General features: G+C 37.6%; 13 protein-coding genes. 10 read left to right on the top strand and 3 right to left on the bottom strand.

Translation table 11 applies throughout. From position 1 onward, the window contains the following. The first annotated feature begins 20 nt into the window (after positions 1-20). Positions 21-7595, top strand: a complete 7575-nt coding sequence (locus tag FJR38_RS17480; protein WP_168538452.1) for a CHAT domain-containing protein — start codon at positions 21-23, stop codon at positions 7593-7595. Between the two features lie 79 nt (positions 7596-7674). On the opposite strand, the gene FJR38_RS17475 is transcribed toward FJR38_RS17480, so the two are convergent. Beyond that, positions 7675-8859, bottom strand: coding sequence for an NAD(P)H-quinone oxidoreductase subunit H (locus FJR38_RS17475; RefSeq protein WP_168491404.1), 1185 nt, complete (start codon positions 8857-8859; stop codon positions 7675-7677). Between the two features lie 313 nt (positions 8860-9172). On the opposite strand from FJR38_RS17475, the gene FJR38_RS17470 reads away from it, so the two are divergent. The 4 genes from FJR38_RS17470 to rsmH are packed head-to-tail and all read left to right on the top strand — an operon-like array spanning position 9173 to position 13733. After that, on the top strand, positions 9173-11896 hold the full coding sequence (locus FJR38_RS17470; protein WP_254449495.1) for a type ISP restriction/modification enzyme: 2724 nt from the start codon (positions 9173-9175) through the stop codon (positions 11894-11896). A 47-nt stretch (positions 11897-11943) separates the two neighbouring features. Further along, complete coding sequence (locus FJR38_RS17465) at positions 11944-12390, top strand: hypothetical protein (protein ID WP_168538447.1); 447 nt, start codon at positions 11944-11946, stop codon at positions 12388-12390. Beyond that, a complete protein-coding gene (locus FJR38_RS17460) occupies positions 12387-12809 on the top strand; it encodes a hypothetical protein (RefSeq protein WP_168491400.1) in 423 nt (140 codons plus the stop codon). Before FJR38_RS17465 ends, FJR38_RS17460 begins: the two co-directional genes overlap by 4 nt. Positions 12810-12824: 15 nt before the next feature. After that, positions 12825-13733 carry a 16S rRNA (cytosine(1402)-N(4))-methyltransferase RsmH gene (gene rsmH / locus FJR38_RS17455; RefSeq protein ID WP_168491398.1) on the top strand — a complete coding sequence of 303 codons (909 nt, stop codon included), beginning with the start codon at positions 12825-12827 and terminating at the stop codon, positions 13731-13733. Positions 13734-13736: 3 nt separating this feature from the next. Here the strand turns inward: rsmH and FJR38_RS17450 are convergent, their stop codons facing one another. Continuing rightward, positions 13737-14333: an NTP transferase domain-containing protein gene (locus FJR38_RS17450; RefSeq protein WP_168538445.1), complete on the bottom strand. Its 597-nt coding sequence runs from the start codon at positions 14331-14333 to the stop codon at positions 13737-13739. After that, positions 14330-15484, bottom strand: a complete 1155-nt coding sequence (locus FJR38_RS17445; RefSeq protein WP_168491396.1) for an XdhC family protein — start codon at positions 15482-15484, stop codon at positions 14330-14332. The genes FJR38_RS17450 and FJR38_RS17445 overlap by 4 nt, the downstream gene beginning before the upstream one ends. Before the next feature lie 41 nt (positions 15485-15525). Here FJR38_RS17445 and FJR38_RS17440 point away from each other — a divergent pair, with 41 nt between their 5' ends. The 5 genes from FJR38_RS17440 to leuB all read left to right on the top strand — a co-directional run bounded on the left by FJR38_RS17440 (position 15526) and on the right by leuB (position 19811). Next, entirely contained in the window at positions 15526-16143 is a 618-nt protein-coding gene (locus FJR38_RS17440) for a glutathione S-transferase family protein (RefSeq protein ID WP_168491394.1), read from the top strand. 167 nt (positions 16144-16310) lie between these two features. Then, positions 16311-17498: a M20 family metallopeptidase gene (locus FJR38_RS17435; protein ID WP_168538443.1), complete on the top strand. Its 1188-nt coding sequence runs from the start codon at positions 16311-16313 to the stop codon at positions 17496-17498. 81 nt (positions 17499-17579) lie between these two features. Then, on the top strand, positions 17580-17894 hold the full coding sequence (locus tag FJR38_RS17430; protein ID WP_168491391.1) for a chromosome segregation ATPase: 315 nt from the start codon (positions 17580-17582) through the stop codon (positions 17892-17894). A 484-nt stretch (positions 17895-18378) separates the two neighbouring features. Next, complete coding sequence (locus FJR38_RS17425; protein ID WP_168538441.1) at positions 18379-18603, top strand: DUF167 domain-containing protein; 225 nt, start codon at positions 18379-18381, stop codon at positions 18601-18603. 113 nt (positions 18604-18716) lie between these two features. Then, a complete protein-coding gene (gene leuB, locus FJR38_RS17420; RefSeq protein WP_168538439.1) occupies positions 18717-19811 on the top strand; it encodes a 3-isopropylmalate dehydrogenase in 1095 nt (364 codons plus the stop codon). Positions 19812-19975: the final 164 nt, after the last annotated feature.

The following is a 19975-nucleotide window of genomic DNA, read 5'->3' as shown; positions in this document are numbered from 1 at the left end:
TATTTATACCAGGACTTATTATGAATTCCTTAACTGGCAAAATTGGTTTATTTATTCTCACCCAGGTAATTACTCTAGTTCCTCTTCTTCAAACCATAGCTCCCGTCAAAGCCCAATCTATCACCCCTGCTAACGATGGTACTGGTACAGTTATTACTCCCAACGGCAATCAGTTAGATATTAGTGGTGGTAGTCTTTCTAAAGACGGTGTAAATCTCTTTCAAAGCTTCCAAAAATTTGGACTCAATTCCAACGAGATAGCTAACTTTCTCTCTAACCCGAATATTCAAAACATTTTGGGGCGGATCATTGGTGGAGATCCTTCATTTATTAATGGAATTATACAAGTTACTGGCGGAAATTCTAATTTATTCTTAATGAACCCTGCGGGGATTGTATTTGGTGCTAATGCTAGATTAAATGTCCCCTCTGACTTCACAGCTACTACAGCTAATAGCATTTGGCTGGGTGAAAATAAGTTTAATGCCGTTGGTAGTAACGACTATGCCAATTTAGTTGGAACTCCTAATGCCTTTAGTTTTTCTGCTTCCCAACCAGGGAGTATTGTTAATTTTGGCAATTTAGGAGTTGGGAATGGCAACAATTTAAGCTTACTCGGTGGTACTGTTGTCAGCACTGGCAATTTATCAGCACCAGGAGGTAATATTACCGTCGCATCAGTTCCTGGTCAAAACCTTTTACGTATCAGTCAACCAGGACACCTGTTGAGTTTAGAAGTTGAACCTTCATCAAATACATCAGCTACTCCCGCGACTCTATTAGATTTGTTAACAGGTATTAATGGAGGTAATGCTAATGGTGTAACGGTTAATAGCAACGGACAAGTAGAACTTACAGGTTCTGGACTGACTGTAAATGCCGGGGATATAGTCGCTAAGAACGTTACAGCCCAATCTGCGACTTTATCAGCCGATAAGAATTTAATTTTAGTGGAAAGTCAACTCCAAACCACTGGAGATTTAAACCTCTTAGCAAAAGACACTGTTCAAGTCCGTGATAGTATTGACAATCCTTTTTTAGCTCAAGCATTAGACAATCTATATATTCAAGGTGATCAGAATATTGATATTCTGGCTTTGAATCATCTTCAAACACCCTTTGTGAGTGGTGGAAATCTGAGTTTAGTCAGTGGTGGTATAGTTTCTGGGGATGCTCACTTTTATAGTGGTGGACGGTTTGCTATTAAAAACCTTTCCGGTGGTGCGGGTAATTTTGTCAGTCTGTTTGACCCTATTATTAGGGCTAATGGAGATGTACTATTTGGAGACTATACGGGTGCCGCCCTGAAGGTTGAAGCAACGGGAAGTATTCAGGGTGGGAATATTACGATTACTTCGCCTGATACAAGTGGGTACATTCCTATTTCAGATCCTGATTTCACAGTGTTGACTACTACTCCTGCATTGATTTTGCGTGCAGGTTTGACTTCGATTACTCCTGAGAATTTTCCTAGTTCTAATGGTGGAGCATCTTTTGTCAGCAGTTCTTTGGGTTTACCAGTGGGAAGTATTCAAGTAGGAAATATCGACACCAGTAACTCAACTGGTAATGCTGGTCCAATTATTTTAAATGCTACAGGGGATATTATTACAGGAAGTCTTCGTGCTATCCATGCTTATATAGATCCAGGTAAAGGAGGGGCGATTACTCTTGATGCAGGTGGTAAAATTTCTGTTACTGGTAATATCGCCTCTTTCTCAAACAATGGCGGTAGTCCAATTTCTCTCACAGCCAACGGCGATATTCTGCTTAATTGCACTTCCGCAAGTTTTTGTGTAGAGAGTTTTGCATCAGGGCTTTCAGGTGTTACAGCTACTGAAAATAGCGGTAATATTACCTTTGTTAGCAAAAATGGTAATATTGATACGAATTTGGGCAGTATAGCAAACATCAATTCATATACTGATGGAAATGGAAATGCTGGAAAAATTACTTTATCTGCGGCTGGTACTATCAATTCTGGTTTTTTAAATTCTAGTTCACCTACTAATTCAGGGGAAATTAACGTTAATGCAGGAGGAAATATATCAATTGCTAGTGATGCTTCCGGTACTAGCGTTTCGACAATTAGTTCAAATGGGAATGGGGCTAATATCAATATCAATAGTAGTACAGGCTCTATTTTCTCAAGCGGTACGATTCAATCTGGGAGTAATATCAATGGCAATGGCGGAGCAATTACCCTGAGTGCATTTGGTAATATTACTACAGGTAATCTTCGTTCATTAATAGATCCTGATTCTGGCTCAGGTAATGCTGGCAATATCAACGTCACCAGCACGAATGGTAGTATTTTTAATACAGGACATATTAATGCTGTTGCAGCAGGAACTGGCAATGGTGGAATAGTAACGCTTACGAGCAATGGTGACATTACCATTAACAACTATGTTGCTGCTCTGTCTAGGGGTGGTACAGGCGGTAACATTAATCTAACGAGCAATAATGGTTCTATTAGTGTCAATAATCCACTTGGCAGTATTGGTACTGGTTCATCATTCTTCCTAGACTCTACTACAGGATTACTCACTTCTTTTACTAGTGCCATTGGTGGTAATGTCAACTTGAAAGCAGCAGGAAATATTTCTACTGGTGTTATTACATCAGCAGGAACAAGCAATAGCGGTACAATTGATATTAATAGTACAGGTGGTAATGTTAATATTAACAGTCTTTATAGTGGCTCACAACCAGATCAAACTGTTGCTGGTGTAACACAGCCAGGAATTGCTTCGACTACTGGTGGGAATATTACAGTTAGCGCAGCAAATGATATAACTCTTCAACAAACAGGTGCTGATAGCGTTAGCAATGCAGGTAATATTTCCTTAACTAGCACAAATGGTTCTATTAATACTAGTGGTGGTAATGTATCTGCCTTCTCTGATAATGGTAACGGTGGTCAAATAACATTTAATGCCAAAAATAATATTTCCACTGCTACTATAATTTCTGCTGTAGGTCAATTTTTTCAGGGAAATCAAGTTAACGGGAATAGCGGCAATATTTCCCTAACTAGCACAAATGGTTCTATCAATACTAGTGCTGGTACGATTGATGCCAGAAGTAGTAATAGTATTAATGGAACAGGGGGTTCAATTACTCTCCAAGCTCTAAATGATATTATCACTGGAAACTTAGCAACTCTCCTATGGCAAGATGCTACAGGAACTAGTGGCAATATTTCCCTAACTAGTACAGCCGGATCTATTAACACCACTGCTGGAACTTTAGATACTGGAATTACTTTTGGAACTGGTGGTTCAATTACTCTCCAATCTCTAAATGACATAAATGCTGGCAATATATATACTCGCGCACCCAATAATGGATTAGGAAATAGTGGTAATATTTCTCTAACTAGCACAAATGGTTCTATCAACACTAGTGCCGGGATTACGTCAACAATTTCTGATAATGGAAGTGCCGGAAATATTACTCTTAATGCTCCTACAAACATTACTACAGGTCTTGTTGACTCAACAGGGGCAACTAGTAGCGGATTAATTAGTCTTACAAGTAATGAAATTGATTTGATAGGTGGGGCAAATTCTGTCACAGGAACAGGTAATTTAGTCCTTCAACCCACCACCCCCAGTCAAGACATCACCATTGGTGGTACTACCGATAGTGGTACAAATGCTTTAGACTTGACTCAATCTGACATAACGGCATTAGGTAATGGCTTCAGTTCCATCACCATTGGACGCAGTGATGGTAGTGGTACAGTTAGTCTAGATAATGCCACATTCCAAGACCCTGTAAATATCCTCTCTCCCACAGGTTCACTAATAGTCAATAGTGGTGGAATCACAGCTATAGATAATGCTTCTTTGAATTTCAATGTTGCCTCAACCACCCTCAATGGAGGCATTACCACCAACAATCAACCTATCACTTTCCCCAACGCAGTATTACTGGGCAATGATTCTAATGTTGCTCTTAATACTGGCAATGCAAACATCAATTTTGCTAACACAATTGATGGTAGTGGCAATTTAAACTTGATTGCGGGTACAGCTAATATTAGCTTTGGTGGTGCAATTGGTGGGATAACTCCACTCAGTAGCTTCAATATTAGCAGTGCTGCTAACACGACTATTCCCAGTAACATCTTCACCACTGGCGATATTAGTATTAACAGCCCCGTTACCCTCACCGGTACTGATAGCCAAACATTCAATTCTAGTGAAGGTTCAATCACAGCTAATGGGGCAATTACAAGCAATGCTGCCATTAACTTAATAGCGAATCAAAGTATTGCTACAGATACAATAAGCACAAATGGTAATGATATAGATATCACTAGCAATGGCAGTATATTTAGTAAAGAGCTTTTGAGTTTCTTTAGTTCCCCAAATGCGGGTAATGGTGGAGCAATTACACTAAATGCCAAAAATGATATTGATGTTGGTTCTATAGTAACTGGTTCTTATGGTAGCAGTTCCTTTGATTTTTATAGTCCTGGTTTTTATAGTCCTGGCTCGGCTGGTAATGGTGGAGCAATCAAAATTACAAGTACCGATGGTGGTATTAATGCAGGTTATTTAGCTTCAGATACATCTGCAAACGAAGGTATAGCAGGTAATGGTGGTGATATCACTCTCAATGCTAAAAATGATATTGTTGTAGGTAATGTATTTTCGGGAACGCTTGGTAGTACAGTGGGTAATGGGGGAAAGATTAGCTTTCTTTCTACTGGAGAGGGCAGTAATATTACTGTGAATGGTTCGATTGATTCCACCTCTTATGGCAGTAACAAAACTGGAACAGGGGGAGAAATTACTTTAGAAGCTGACAATATTACCCTCAATTCAGTTAATAATAATACTTCTAATCCAGGAACTCAGTATGGAGCAATTAGCTTAACTGGTAACGAGATAGACTTACTAGGAAATACAAGCTCTGTTCGATCTGATGGAACAAAACTCACACTTCAACCTAGAACAGCTACTCAAAATATTGCGATCGCAGGTACTACCGATAGTGGTACAAATACTTTAGACTTGACTCAATCTGACATAACCGCACTAGCCAATGGATTCAGTTCTATTACCATTGGACGTAGTGACGGCAGCGGTACAGTAACCGTCAATAATGCTACATTCCAAGATCCTGTAAATATTCAATCTCCCACTGGTGCAGGTTCAATCACAGCAACAGGAACAATCACAGGTACAGACGACGCTTCAATTAACCTGTTGGCTAACCAGAACATTACTACAGATAGCATCATCACAAATGGACAAAATATAGACATTACCAGTAACACAGGTTTTATTAACCTTAGTAACTCCTTCAATACGATTTCTAATACAGGCATTGCTGGTAATATCAACTTCAATGGTAAAGTAAATCTTGTTAACGACATCACATTTAATACAGATGCCACTAGCCCCGGAAACATTAACTTTACTAGTACAGTTGATGGAGCTAGAAATTTAACCTTGACTGCGGGTAATGGTAATATTAACTTTAGTGGTGCTTTAGGTAGTACAAATCCACTCAATAGCTTCAACATTAGCAATACTGCGAAGACAAGTATTGGTAGCGATATTTTCACCACAGGCAATATTAACTTTAGTAGTCCAATCAACCTCACAGGGACTGGTAGCCAGACTATTAATTCTAGTGCAGGTTCAATCACAGCCACGGAAAAAATTACAGGTACCGGTCAATCTGCCATTAATCTCTCAGCAAATAGCAATATTACCACTCAGGATATTGCCAACAACAACAATAACGTCACCCTCAAAAGTACGACTGGCACAGTTACAACTCAAAATATTACAACCAACGGTGGAGCAATTAATATTGAAGCCAAAGACAGTATCAAAGCTGAGGAGTTAAATTCCAGTTCTACTACTGGCAAGGGTGGTAATGTCTTGTTAGATCCAGATAATGATATTCAAGTTACTACTATCAATGCCCAAGGTGGTAGCACTGGTGGTAATGTAGATATTACAACTCGTCGCTTCTTCCGAGCTACTGGCACATTCACAGATAATAACGGCACAAATGCTAGTATTTCCACCGTAGGTGGTACAGGCAATGGTTCAGTTACCATCCGTCATGGTGGTAATGGAGATATACCATTTATAGTAGGTGATGCAACTACCAACGGTACGGCAGCCGCCATTGCTACAGGTTTTGGTAATGTGATTGCACCTACCAAATCTTTACCAGGTACTTATACTCAAGGTAATATTGGAGTCATTACTAAAGATCCAGAAAATGCTCCAAATTCCGATGTGGTAGGACGTTCTACAGTTAATAATGGACTTCTGGCTAATACTAATACTATTAGCTCCTCAGTATTGCTTGATACAGAATTTGCACAATTAGATGACAGTGCTACAAAACAGATAGAAGAATATCTAGGACAATCAGGGAAAACTGCCATCAAAAGCTTGTCTGATGTACAGGCTGCCCTGCGGCAAATTGAAGCAAAAACAGGCATTAAACCAGCAATAGTTTATGCAACCTTTACTTCCAGTGGTGACACATCAACAAAAGATAACGACGTACTTGATTTAGTTCTTATTACTGGTAAAGGTAAACCCATTCGCTTGGCGGTAGCTGGTGCAACTAGGGCAAAGGTGATACAAGTAGCTCAGACATTTTACGGTGAGATTTCTGATCCCAATCAAGCAAATACTACAAGCTATCTAACTCCAGCCCAGCAACTATATAAATGGCTCATTGCTCCTCAAGAAGCCGAGTTGCAAAAGCAAGGCATTAAAAATATGGCCTTTATTACGGATGTGGGTTTACGTTCTATCCCCTTAGCGGCTCTCCATGATGGTAAACAGTTTTTGATTGAAAAATACAGTTTAGGAATGTTACCCAGTGTCAGCCTCACAGACGGTAACTACGTTGATATCAAAAAATCCCAAGTTTTAGCAATGGGAGCTAGTGAATTTACCAAAGACCAAAAACAGAACCCTTTACAGGCAGTACCTATAGAAGTTGAGAACATTGCCAAATTATGGAATGGTAAATCCTTTCTCAATCAGAGCTTTACCTTGGAAAATCTCAAAATTAAACGTCAGCAAAATCCTTTTAGTTTAATTCACCTAGCAACTCACGTAGACTTTGTTTCTGGTGATGCAGGTAATTCCTACATCCAGTTGTACAATAGCAAGCTGGGACTAAATCAAGTCCGCGAGTTGGGATGGAATCAACCACCAGTTGAATTATTAGTTTTAAGTGCTTGTAAATCAGCTTTTGGAGACGAAAAGGCAGAATTAGGTTTTGCTGGGTTAGCGGTGCGAACTGGGGTCAAATCAGCCGTTGCCAGTTTGTGGTATGTTTCCGATGCCGGAACTATGGGTTTAATGACTGAGTTCTATCAGCAGTTAAAGACTGCACCAATAAAAGCAGAAGCATTGCGACAAGCACAGATAGCCATGATTCAAGGTAAAGTTGCAATTGCAGGAAATCAATTAACTGGTGTCAACAGCAGTATTGATCTGCCACCAACAATAGCCACTTATTTACAGAAGAATATTAATGGTAGTCTTTCCCATCCTTATTATTGGTCTGCTTTTACAATGATTGGTAGTCAGTGGTAAAATCTTTGTTAGACATCTGTGAAAAAAATGTAGAGACGTTCCATGGAACATCTCTACAAGATTTGTGAAAAGATATCTGTTATCTATCAACAGAACCCATAATTACGTCAATACTACCGAGAATAACAACGATATCTGCAACCTTCATTCCTCGCAGTAAATGTGGCAGAATTTGTAGGTTATTGAAATCAGCGGCGCGGATTTTCCAACGCCAGGGGAAAACATTATTATCACCTACTAAATAAATTCCCAATTCCCCTTTGCCACTTTCGACGCGGGAGTAAATTTCACCTTTGGGCATTTTGAAGGTAGGAGAAACTTTTTTGGCAACGAACTGGTAATCAAAAGCATCCCATTCAGATTTTTTCCCGGCCATGATCCGCTTGGCTTCTAGGTTTTCGTAAGGGCCACCAGGTAATCCTGCGATCGCTTGTCGAATGATTTTTACAGATTCGCGCATTTCTCGCATCCGTACCATGTAACGCGCTAAACAATCACCTTCTTTTTCCCACTGTACGTCCCAATCGAAATCATCGTAACATTCATAATGGTCAACTTTTCTCAAGTCCCATTTCACCCCAGAAGCGCGTAACATAGGTCCAGAAAGTCCCCAGTTAATAGCTTCGTCACGGGTAATTGTTCCCAAACCTTCAATACGGCGGCGGAAAATGGGGTTATTGGTAACTAGGCGTTCGTATTCATCTACTTTGGGGATGAAGTAGTCACAGAAATCCAAACATTTATCTACCCAACCATAGGGTAAATCAGCAGCGACACCACCAACGCGGAAATAGTTGTTATTTACCATGCGGTAGCCTGTGGCGGCTTCCCACAGATCATAAATCATTTCCCGTTCCCGGAATTGGTAGAAGAAGGGTGTTTGTGCGCCCACGTCAGCTAGGAACGGACCAAACCATAATAAGTGGTTGGCGATGCGGTTTAGTTCCAGCATAATCACGCGGATATAGCTGGCGCGTTTGGGGACGGTAATCCCTGCTAATTTTTCTGGGGCGTTGACTGTTACCGCTTCGTTAAACATCCCCGCAGCGTAGTCCCAACGGCTGACGTAGGGGACGTACATGATTGTGGTGCGGTTTTCGGCAATTTTCTCCATTCCCCGGTGTAGATAGCCTATGACTGGTTCACAGTCAACGACATCTTCACCATCTAGTGTCATAATCAGTCGCAAAACCCCGTGCATTGATGGGTGGTGAGGTCCCATGTTTAGCACCATTGGTTCAGTGCGGGTTTCTATTCTACTCATAGATTCGCTGTTCTCCCGTGATGGATGTTGTAGCTAAGATTAACCTGCTGCGATCGCTCTTTTCTGCCAAAATTTAGCTGATAGGGATAATTTCTAGGTTATCTCTACACGGTTATATTGGAGAGAGAATAGCAGAGTCGGTTTTGTAGGTGATGTTTTATTTTGTGCTGCTTCTTCAATTATTATAGGGAAGCCTGATATATAAGGGATTAAGAGTTTTGATTTTTTTCATGTCTTTATAGGGTTTAAGGTTTTTTTCTCACGCAGAGGCGCAAAGTAAGAGAAGCAGAGTTTTTTTACTAAGTATGATTAAATGATGAATTATTTGCAAGTTCCTAAAGTCACGACACCGAAGGATTTAGCTAAATGTATGGCTAGTTTGGCACAATTGATGAGAGATGCTATTAAAACGGCTTTATATGATGTAGATAATGGGGGAATGTTACGTCAACAGTTAGAGTTATTTCAACGAGTATTAATTAAGGATTTGACTGTTGAACAATTTGCGGATATGTATGCTCAAACTATTTGTTATGGGTTATTTGCAGCCAGATGTAATACTGATAATGTTCAGACTTTTTCACGGGAAACAGCAGCTTTTAAATTACCGAAAACTAACCCATTTTTAAGAAGTATTTTTGGACAAATAGCTAGCCCAGATTTAGATGAGAGAATTAGTTGGGCTGTGGATAATTTAGCGAATATTCTCCAACAAACGGAAATGGCAGAAATTCTTAAAGATTTTGGTAAACGGACTCGCAGAGAAGATCCTGTTGTCCATTTTTATGAAACATTTTTAGCGGAATATGATCCGCAAGTGCGCGAAGCTAGAGGGGTTTACTATACTCCTGAACCTGTAGTTTCTTATATTGTTAAAAGTGTAGATTATCTTCTTAAACATAAATTTAATATTAGTCAGGGTTTAGCAGATTCTCAAAAGATTAAAATTCCCAATCCCAAGGGTGAGGGAACTATCGAAACTCATCAAGTTTTGATTTTAGATCCTGCGGTGGGAACAGGAACTTTTATGCACCATATTATTAATTATATTTATGATAGTTTTAAATCTCAAAAGGAAATGTGGTCAAGTTATGTGAGTCAGCATTTACTACCCCGTTTACTTGGGTTTGAGTTATTAATCACTCCATATACTGTAGCACATATCAAGTTAGGTTTACAGTTGCAAGAATTGGGTTATGATTTTAGTTCTGAGGAACAGTTAAGGATTTATTTAACTAATACGTTAAAAGAAGCATTTCCAATGCCTTTTGATGGTGCGGTGAACGGGATTAAAGACATAAAACAAGATGTTCCTGTGATGGTAATTTTAGGAAATCCTCCTTATTCTTATGAATCTATAAATACTGACCCTTGGATTATGGGATTAGTTCGAGATTATTATCAAGTAGACGGAAAACCTTTAGGAGAAAGAAACCCTAAAGGTTTATTAGATGATTATGTAAAGTTTATCCGTTTTGCTCAACATCGAGTTTCGGAAACTGGTTATGGTATTGTGGCTTTAATTACGAATCATGGATATTTAGATAATCCGACATTTCGGGGAATGCGTCAAAATTTGATGCAAACTTTTGATGAGATTTATGTTTTAGATTTACATGGTAATAGTAAGAAAAAAGAAGTTTGTCTTGACGGTTCACCGGATAAAAATGTTTTTGATATTCAACAAGGAGTAGCAATCAGTATCTTTATCAAATATCAAGATAGTCAGCAAAATTTAGCCAAGGTTTATCATGCTGATTTATGGGGGATTCGAGAGGTTTATGAAAATAAAGAATTAGTTGGTGGTAAATATCATTGGTTAGCAGAAAATGATATTAGTTCAACTGAGTGGAAAATTATAAATCCTCAAAAGGAATTTTATTTATTTCAAGTCCAAAATAATCATATTTTAGATGAGTATACTAGGAATTTCAAACTCACAGAAATATTTTATATTAATAGTGTAAGTGTTGTCACAGCTAGAGATGCTTTAACAATCAAAGACACACCTGATGAGATATGGAAGACTGTTAAAGATTTTGCTAATTTATCTATAGAAGGAGCTAGAAATAAATATCAATTAGGAATAGACACGAGAGATTGGAAGGTTGATTTAGCACAGAAAGATTTGAAAATATCAGGATTACTAAAATCATGTATTGTTCCTATTTTATATAGACCTTTTGACATCCGTTATACTTATTATACGGGGAAATCAAGAGGGTTTCATTGTACCCCTCGAAACGAAGTTATGCAACATTTGTTAAATCAGGAAAATTATGGATTAATTGCCAATAGACAGATTAAATTAGATATTACTAGGCATTTTTTTGTTAGTGAAAATATCGTAGAACGTCATGTTTTAGAAACAGGAAATGCTTCTGCATATATCTTTCCTCTCTACCTTTACCCAACTGATACACAAACTAACGCACCTGGAGGACGTAAACCGAATTTATCCCCAGAATTTATTATTGAATTTTCTCGAAAATTAGGCTTAGAATTTATTGGAGATGGTAAGGGAGATAAAACTAATACTTTTGGACCAGAGGATATTTTTAATTACATTTACGCTATCTTCCATTCTCCTAACTACCGTCAACGCTACGCTGAATTTTTAAAGATTGATTTTCCTCGTATTCCTTTAACTACCAATTCTGCGCTTTTTTGGGAGTTAGTTATCAAAGGTGATAGATTAGTTAAATATCATTTAATGAAAGTAACAGTAACAGAAATTTCTACTTATCCTATTCCTGGTTCTGATGTTGTCGAACAAGTTAAATATAATGAAAATGAACAACAAATTTGGATAAATGCTGAACAGTATTTTGATCAAGTTCCTCAGCAAATATGGAATTTTTACATTGGGGGTTATCAAGTTTGTCAAAAATGGCTGAAAGATAGGAAAGGGAGAGAATTGAACTTTGATGATATTAGTCATTATCAAAATATAATTTCCATCATATCGCAAACTATTAAGATTATGGAAGATATTGATAAAATTATTGATAAATATGGCGGTTTTCCGTTAGAATAGAATCAATAAAGGATTTTTAATCTAAGTTATAAATATTCGTTAAGAAATTGTCTAATATTCCAGCATCTAACCCCAATCAACCTAATAATGAAAATTCTCTTGCTGATAGGTGGTCATATCTGAATCAATATGAGAAAAAATATCTCAAAGAAGCTATGAAAGCTTATGATAAAATTATAGAATCAAAAGATGATATTTTCAAAATAGCAAATCGGTATCAATTAAATTTTGAGGATATTGAAAGAGCTAAACAGTATGCTTTTGGTAAGGGAGTATTACAAAATCAATTTATCCCTGATTTACGTATGGCTCAAAGTTGGCAAAGAATGGCGTTAGGAGAAGAAATTGATAGTGATGAAGTTTTACTAAAGCATGAAATTCTGGAATCTGAATTGGTAATTAATCAAGGTGTGAATCAATTAGATGCTCATAAAATAGCTCAAAATGAATACCCTTGGTCTATAATTATAACTAAAGGAGATAAGAAAAAATGAACAAAACATCTGAACAAAAGTTTGTTGAAGCTTTAGATATTTGTCAATCATTGATTGGTTTTAAATATCGTCCTACCAATTTAACCTATCAAGCAATAGAGTTATTTTGTGAAATCGGTAAAAATCCTTTTAAATTACTAGAATTATGCCAAAAATATTCTAGTAAAATTGAGAAAATTTGTGACATTATTCATGAATATGGAACAAGTATAGATAATTGGCGTGTTGATTGTCCACTTGGTTTTGGTGCAAAAGATCATTGTAGTTTTTTGAGTTTTTTCCTCAATCTTGATCTTGGCAAATTTGAATATTTTACAGATAATTTTACTACAGTAGAAGGAATTTCGGAGTTATTTAAAGATTGGAAAGGAATTGATTTTAATCCTGTCATTGAAAAGCAAAAAGCAGTTACATTTTGATAAATTAATAAATTAATGAGCAAATCAGATTTACAAACCCCATTAGATTTAGAAGAAGTTACATTTTCCCATATTCCTGTTCTCAGCCAAGAAGTGATTACAGGTTTAAATATCCAACCTGGAGGAAATTATTTAGATTTAACAGTTGGTGGTGGTGGTCACAGTCGGTTAATATTAGAAACTGCTGAAGATGTGAAAATTACCGCAGTTGACCAAGATGAAGATGCTTTAAACGCAGCAAAACAAAATCTAGCAGAATTTGGAGATAGAGTTAAATTTATTCATAGCAACTTTGCAAATTACCAATTTCCAGAAAATACCTATCATGGAATTTTAGCAGATTTAGGAGTAAGTTCTTATCATTTAGATAACCCAGAACGGGGTTTTAGTTTTCGCAACACTGCAAATTTAGATATGCGAATGAACCAACAACAATCCCTCACCGCTGGAGATATAATTAATGAATGGGACGAAAAAGAACTAGCGGATATTTTCTTTAAATATGGTGAAGAGAGACTTTCGAGAAGAATAGCCAGAAGAATAGTTGAAAAACGCCCATTTAATACTACTACAGAATTAGCTGATGCGATCGCCTATTCTGTCCCCCCTAAATATCGTCATGGCAGAATTCACCCCGCAACCCGTGTTTTTCAAGCTTTACGAATCGCTGTCAATGACGAATTAAAAGTGCTGGAAACGTTGATAGAAAAAGCACCAAACGCGCTTATTCCTGGGGGAAGAATAGCCATAATCAGCTTTCACAGTTTAGAAGACCGACCAGTTAAACATGGATTAAGAAATTTACCTTCATTGCGAGTATTGACCAAAAAACCAATAATTGCCACAGAAGAAGAAATAAAAGAAAATCCTCGTTCTCGTTCTGCTAAATTGAGAATAGCGGAAAAGAAAAATACAGAAGATTAAAATTCAGTTTTCTTGAAGTTTTTGGTAATCTTGGGGTGTATCAATATCAATTGCACCCAAAGGAAAAGGAATACTAAAAACTTCATCATTGTGGTTTTTAATTAATTTTTTTGCGCCTACATCTTCACTCAAAACTGCTAATTTTGGAAAAAATATGTGGCTAAATAACACAGGTACTCCTAGAGTTTCTGCATATTCACAAGCAATGATGGATTTTCCCATAGTATGATATGCTGCAACTAGATGATTGATAATTTCCGAAGAAATAAATGGTTGATCACAAACAGTAATAACTACTGCATCTATATTTTCAAAATCAGTTATTAATGATGTAATTCCGCTGCGAATTGAAGAACTCATTCCCAAATTCCAATCAGGGTTTTCCACGATTTTAATAGCAGATTCGCTAATTTCCGAACGGACATTTTCGGCATTTGCTCCCAACACTACTATTATAGGTTTGCATAGGGAAGCGATCGCATTTTCAATGGTATTTTTAAGTAAACTGCATCCTTGATATAGTAATAGCTGTTTCGGTGTACCCATGCGAGTTGATGCACCTGCGGCTAAAATAATAATGGCAATTTTTGATTCAGTCATTTTTCAATAAAAATTTCCTGCACTTGAGTTATTTGGTGAATTGGTTGATTACGGTCTTTCAAAAAACCACCATTCCTTTGAGTAAGTATGGCTTGAATTTCTGCAATTATAGATAAAGCTATTGCTTCTGGTGTATTTGCACCAATATCCAAACCAATGGGAGCATATAACTTTTGTAATTGTGCTGGGGGATATTCTCCACATTCTTTTTGTAAATCTGTGAGTAATCTTTGAGTTCGTTGTTTTGACCCCAAACAACCTACATAAATTAAATTAGATGGTATTAACAATTTGAGAATTTCTAAATCATCAAAATAATTATGTGTCATTACCACAGCAATAGAATTTTCATTCATAGATATCTGTTTATACAGAATTTCCCGACGAGTTAAAATGACCTCATTAGCCATCATAAACCGTCCTTTAGTAGCTTCCATAGCTCGACAATCAAAAATAGTAACTTGCCAACCTAAAGCTTTCGCAAATTCCGCTACTGGGACAGAATCACGACCTGCACCAAAAATGAGCAGGTTAAAAGGAGGCTGAATAAATTCCATAAAAACATTAACTTCACCTGATCCAAATTGATATTTATGAAAACTCGAACATTGATTTTTTAATGCTTCCTGTGCATCCTTTATTAAAACTTGATTTAAAGCAGATTCAGGAATATTAGTATTGACATTATTATCTGCATTGAGAATTAACCGCGCTCCTACCTGAACATTAACCTCACCTTCCACACCAAAAACAGTAGCAATAATTCCGCACTGTTGATTATTAAAACATTGCTGAATAAAAATTAAAGGATTAAGTGGATCATCTGGATTTAGACATTCAATCAAAACATCTACCACACCATTACAACCCAGTCCAAAACCCCAAATAATATCCTCATCAGCATTAGTATCATAAGTAACAACAATTGACTTTCCATCTGGCATGGAAACGCGAGTATGCTCAAATACATCATTTTCCAAACAACCACCGCTAATCGTTCCCACCATATTACCTGTTGATGACATCAACATTCGCGCCCCTGGTTGACGATAAGTAGAGCCTTTAACATTCACAATTGTGGCGAGAAATACCGATTCAGGATTATCCTGAAGTGCGGCAAATGCTATAATAATAGAATTTAGCTCTTTCATATTTACGGCTCGATACTCCTAGCTTTTCTGAAGATATCTAAATGAACAGAATATTGTATTATCACCAGCAATCCAACTTTTCTCGGAAAATCCGCATATTGTTAGCAGAGAAAAATTTAGATTGCGAACTACACGAAATTAATCTGCTAAATAAACCCCCTGAATTTCTAGAAATTTCTCCTATTGGTCGAGTCCCTGTCTTTGTAGAAGAAGATGGTACAGTTATTTGGGATTCTACATTAATTGCGGAATATTTAGATGAAACTTATCCACAACCTAGTTTTTATCCAAATACTCCTCGGTCACGGCTTGAGTGTCGAAAATGGGAAGAGTTAGCAGATAATTTAGGTGAGATGATCATCAACTTATGGATACTCAATTTAACCAATAATTTAGCCCCGACTCGTCAGCGGATAAAATTGGAAACTTCAATTAATCGCCTTTTACCAATTTTTGAACAACAATTAACCCAGCATCAATACTTATTAGGTGATGAAGCCTGGACAGCAGCAGATGTAGCAGCATTATGTTCAATGGGTTATTATAGTTTACGCTTAGATGAAGATTGGATTTTACAGTATCCTAACTTAGGAAATTGGTTTAATAAATTGCACAAACGTGATTCAGTCAATTCCACTATTCCCATACCTTTTAATTAATTATGGAATCCTCAGCAACACATCATGTTATCTAAACCATATAAAATAATTGATTGGGGAGAATCATGACGATCGCTTGTAAAAACAACACCTGCTGAACAAATCTGAGAAATGACAATTGGCGATCGCTTACTACTCAAATTTTGGAATGAATTAAAATTATTTCTATGCTGAACCGAATCAAAGACTTAACAACAACCATTGCACCCCGATTAGTCGAAATTCGCCGACATATTCATGCACACCCAGAACTGAGTGGGCAAGAATATCAAACCGCTGCTTTCATTGCCGGAGTCTTATCTGCCAATAACTTGCACGTAGAAGAGGGCATAGGTAAAACAGGTGTCATTGGTGAATTGAAAGGGACTCAACATAGTAGTCAAATCCTCGCAATTCGCACTGACATGGATGCTTTGCCCATTCAAGAACGCACAAATTTAGAATATGCTTCTCGAATAGAAGGAGTTATGCACGCTTGTGGTCATGATATCCATACTACAGTAGGTTTAGGGACAGCAATGGTGCTTGCCCAAATTGCCGATGAAATAGGTGGAAAAGTCCGATTTTTATTTCAACCAGCCGAGGAAATTGCCAAAGGAGCAATCTGGATGGTAGAAGATGGAGTGATGAACAATGTTGCGGCTATTTTAGGGTTGCACGTTTTTCCTTCCATTCCTGCCGGTGCAATTGGTATCCGCTACGGTGCGCTAACAGCAGCAGCAGATAATTTAGAAATTATCATTATTGGTGAATCTGGCCATGGTGCGCGTCCCCATGAAGCCATAGATGCGATTTGGATTGCGGCTCAAGTGATTACAGCCCTACAGCAAGCAATTAGCCGTACCCAAAATCCGTTACGTCCTGTAGTATTAAGTATTGGTCAAATTAATGGCGGGAGAGCGCCCAATGTAATTGCTGATAAAGTCCAGTTATTAGGGACAGTGCGATCGCTTCATCCAGAAACCCGTGATAAACTACCACATTGGATTGAAAACATAGTTGCCAATGTTTGTAATTCTTATAATGCAAAATATCAAGTTAATTATCATCAAGGTGTACCCAGTGTCCAAAATGATAATGCGCTCACACAATTATTACAATCATCAGCGGAAGAAGCTTGGAGTCATGAGCGAGTGCAAATTTTACCAGAACCATCCTTGGGTGCAGAAGATTTTTCTGTGTATTTAGAACACGCCCCTGGTTCAATGTTTCGCTTAGGTGTAGGCTATGAAGATAGAATTATTAATCATCCCTTGCATCATCCGCAATTTGAAGTTGATGAATCTGCTATTATTACGGGAGTAGTCACCTTGGCTTATGCTGCTTACAAATATTGGCTAAAGTCAAAACTATGATTCGAGTGATTAATTAATCATAAACATCACAGTTCAGAATTTTCTCTTTAAATAAATTCAAAAAAAGTCAGACTGTCAATCATGCCACCAATCGAACCTATAGATTCAACCGCATCAGAACAAAGCCTAGAGAATTGGTATTTAGTAACTGTTCGTTCTAAAAAACGAGAAGTATTTTTAAAATTTCTGAATCTCGCTATTAGCCAAAATCAATTACAAGACTTGGTAATAGAGATCAAAAGTCCTCAAGATGCAGTTTATCAAGATATTGTTTTATTAAAAACAAGTAATTTCAAAAATGCTTATATACAACTAAAAAAAGTCGAATGCTTCCAAAATATCGAACGAAAACCTTTAGCATTAACACAAGTCAATAGGATGTTAGGTATTGGATAAATTTGTGATCCTCTAAGAGGATGTTTGAAAAGTCTAAATTCATACTCGCCCTGGCGACTAGAAGTCGCGGCTACACAGACAAAACCCACCTTCGTGGGTTTCAAACCCTTGATTTTTCATTAGTCCTGATCATTACCAAACAAGATTTATTATAGCATTTCGTACGAGGTACAAAATTATCTGCGTTTATCTGCGGTTAATTCCTTCTTCTTGTACCTCACTTAAATGAGAATTGCGGCGTTGCTGAATTAGGGTATGAAATTCAAAAATCAATGATTTCAAACTCTTACTCTCTGTAGACTCTGCGCCTCTGCGTGTTCGCGCAGCGTGCCGTAGGCATAACAAAATCATACTCTTAATCAGCAACACCAGAATTGCTATATCATTTATAAACTCATCGTTATAGCGGTGGGTTTTTTCTTGAGATATCCATCTTCCATCATTTTGGGTTAATTGTGGTTAAAGAAACTGCAAGGAATAGATAATGCAAAAAAGAGTCAAAGTGAAACCAAATTCCAAACAACAAAAAATTGAAGAATTAGCAGATGGTAGTTTAAATGTACATTTAAAATCACCACCAGTAGATGGTAAAGCCAATGAAGAATTAATTAAACTATTAGCCAAAAAATTTGATGTTCCTAAATCCTCTATCAGAATTAAATCTGGGACAACATCTCGACAAAAACTGATTGAAATTGATGAAACTTAGGCAAATAGTTAATAAATCAGCATTTTACCAATCACCAATCACCAATTACCCATTTTGTACACTTGCTAGGTATGATGTTCTATCTGTAAACATTTACCCAGCAAAATCTAATTATGACTCAAAACTACCGCATTACCCTACTCCCCGGCGATGGCATTGGTCCTGAAATTATGGCCGTAGCGGTAGACGTGCTAAAAGTCGTTGGTAAACGCTTTGATATTAGCTTTGAATTTTCAACAGCTTTAATCGGTGGTGCGGCTATTGACGAAACAGGCGAACCTCTACCCGCTGTTACCTTAGATATGTGCCGCAATAGCGATGCCGTTTTACTTGCGGCTATTGGTGGCTACAAATGGGATTCCCTTCCCTCTAACTTACGCCCAGAAGCAGGTTTATTAGGGCTAAGGGCGGGTTTAGAACTATTTGCTAATTTACGTCCCGCGAAAATCATTCCCCAGTTAATTGACGCTTCCACCTTAAAACGAGAAGTAGTGGAAGGTGTAGATATTATGGTGGTGCGTGAACTCACGGGAGGGATTTATTTCGGTAAACCCAAAGGCATTTTTGCCACAGAAACCGGAGAAAAACGTGGTGTAAATACGATGGTTTACACAGAATCAGAAATTGAACGAATTGGGCGAGTAGCTTTTGAAACCGCCAGAAAACGGGGTGGAAAACTCTGTTCTGTGGATAAAGCTAATGTATTAGAAGTATCACAATTATGGCGCGATCGCATCACTCAACTTTCTTCAGAATATACTGATGTGGAATTATCTCACCTGTATGTAGATAACGCCGCCATGCAATTAGTTCGCGCTCCCAAACAATTTGATACAATTGTTACAGGAAATTTATTTGGTGATATTCTTTCCGATGCTGCGGCTATGTTAACTGGTAGTATTGGAATGTTACCATCCGCAAGTTTAAGTGCTGATGGTCCCGGTGTTTATGAACCAGTTCACGGTTCAGCCCCAGATATTGCCGGACTTGATAAAGCCAACCCTTTGGCACAGGTTCTCAGTGCGGCAATGATGTTGCGTTATGCTTTAAACCAACCAGAAGCAGCAGACTTAATTGAAAATGGAGTGTTACAAGTTTTACAACAAGGCGATCGCACCGGCGATATCATGTCCCCAGGAATGAAACTGGTAGGTTGTCAAGCTATGGGCGAGGCACTGATAGAGATTCTGGAATTAAAATCACGTTAAAGTATAAATCTGGAAATTTTAACACCTATTGTTAAAACTTTCAGATAAACTAAAAGCAATTAATTTTATGAATCCTAGTGCGTTATAATCCGCTAGTATGGTCAACTACCACTTGTAAATTTACAAAGGAATAACCAATACCTTTGAAGTAAAACATAAATATT

The sequence above is a fragment of the Anabaena sp. UHCC 0253 genome (assembly GCF_009712085.1).
GTDB lineage: Bacteria > Cyanobacteriota > Cyanobacteriia > Cyanobacteriales > Nostocaceae > Dolichospermum.
This window is presented reverse-complemented; position numbering and strand designations above follow the sequence as displayed.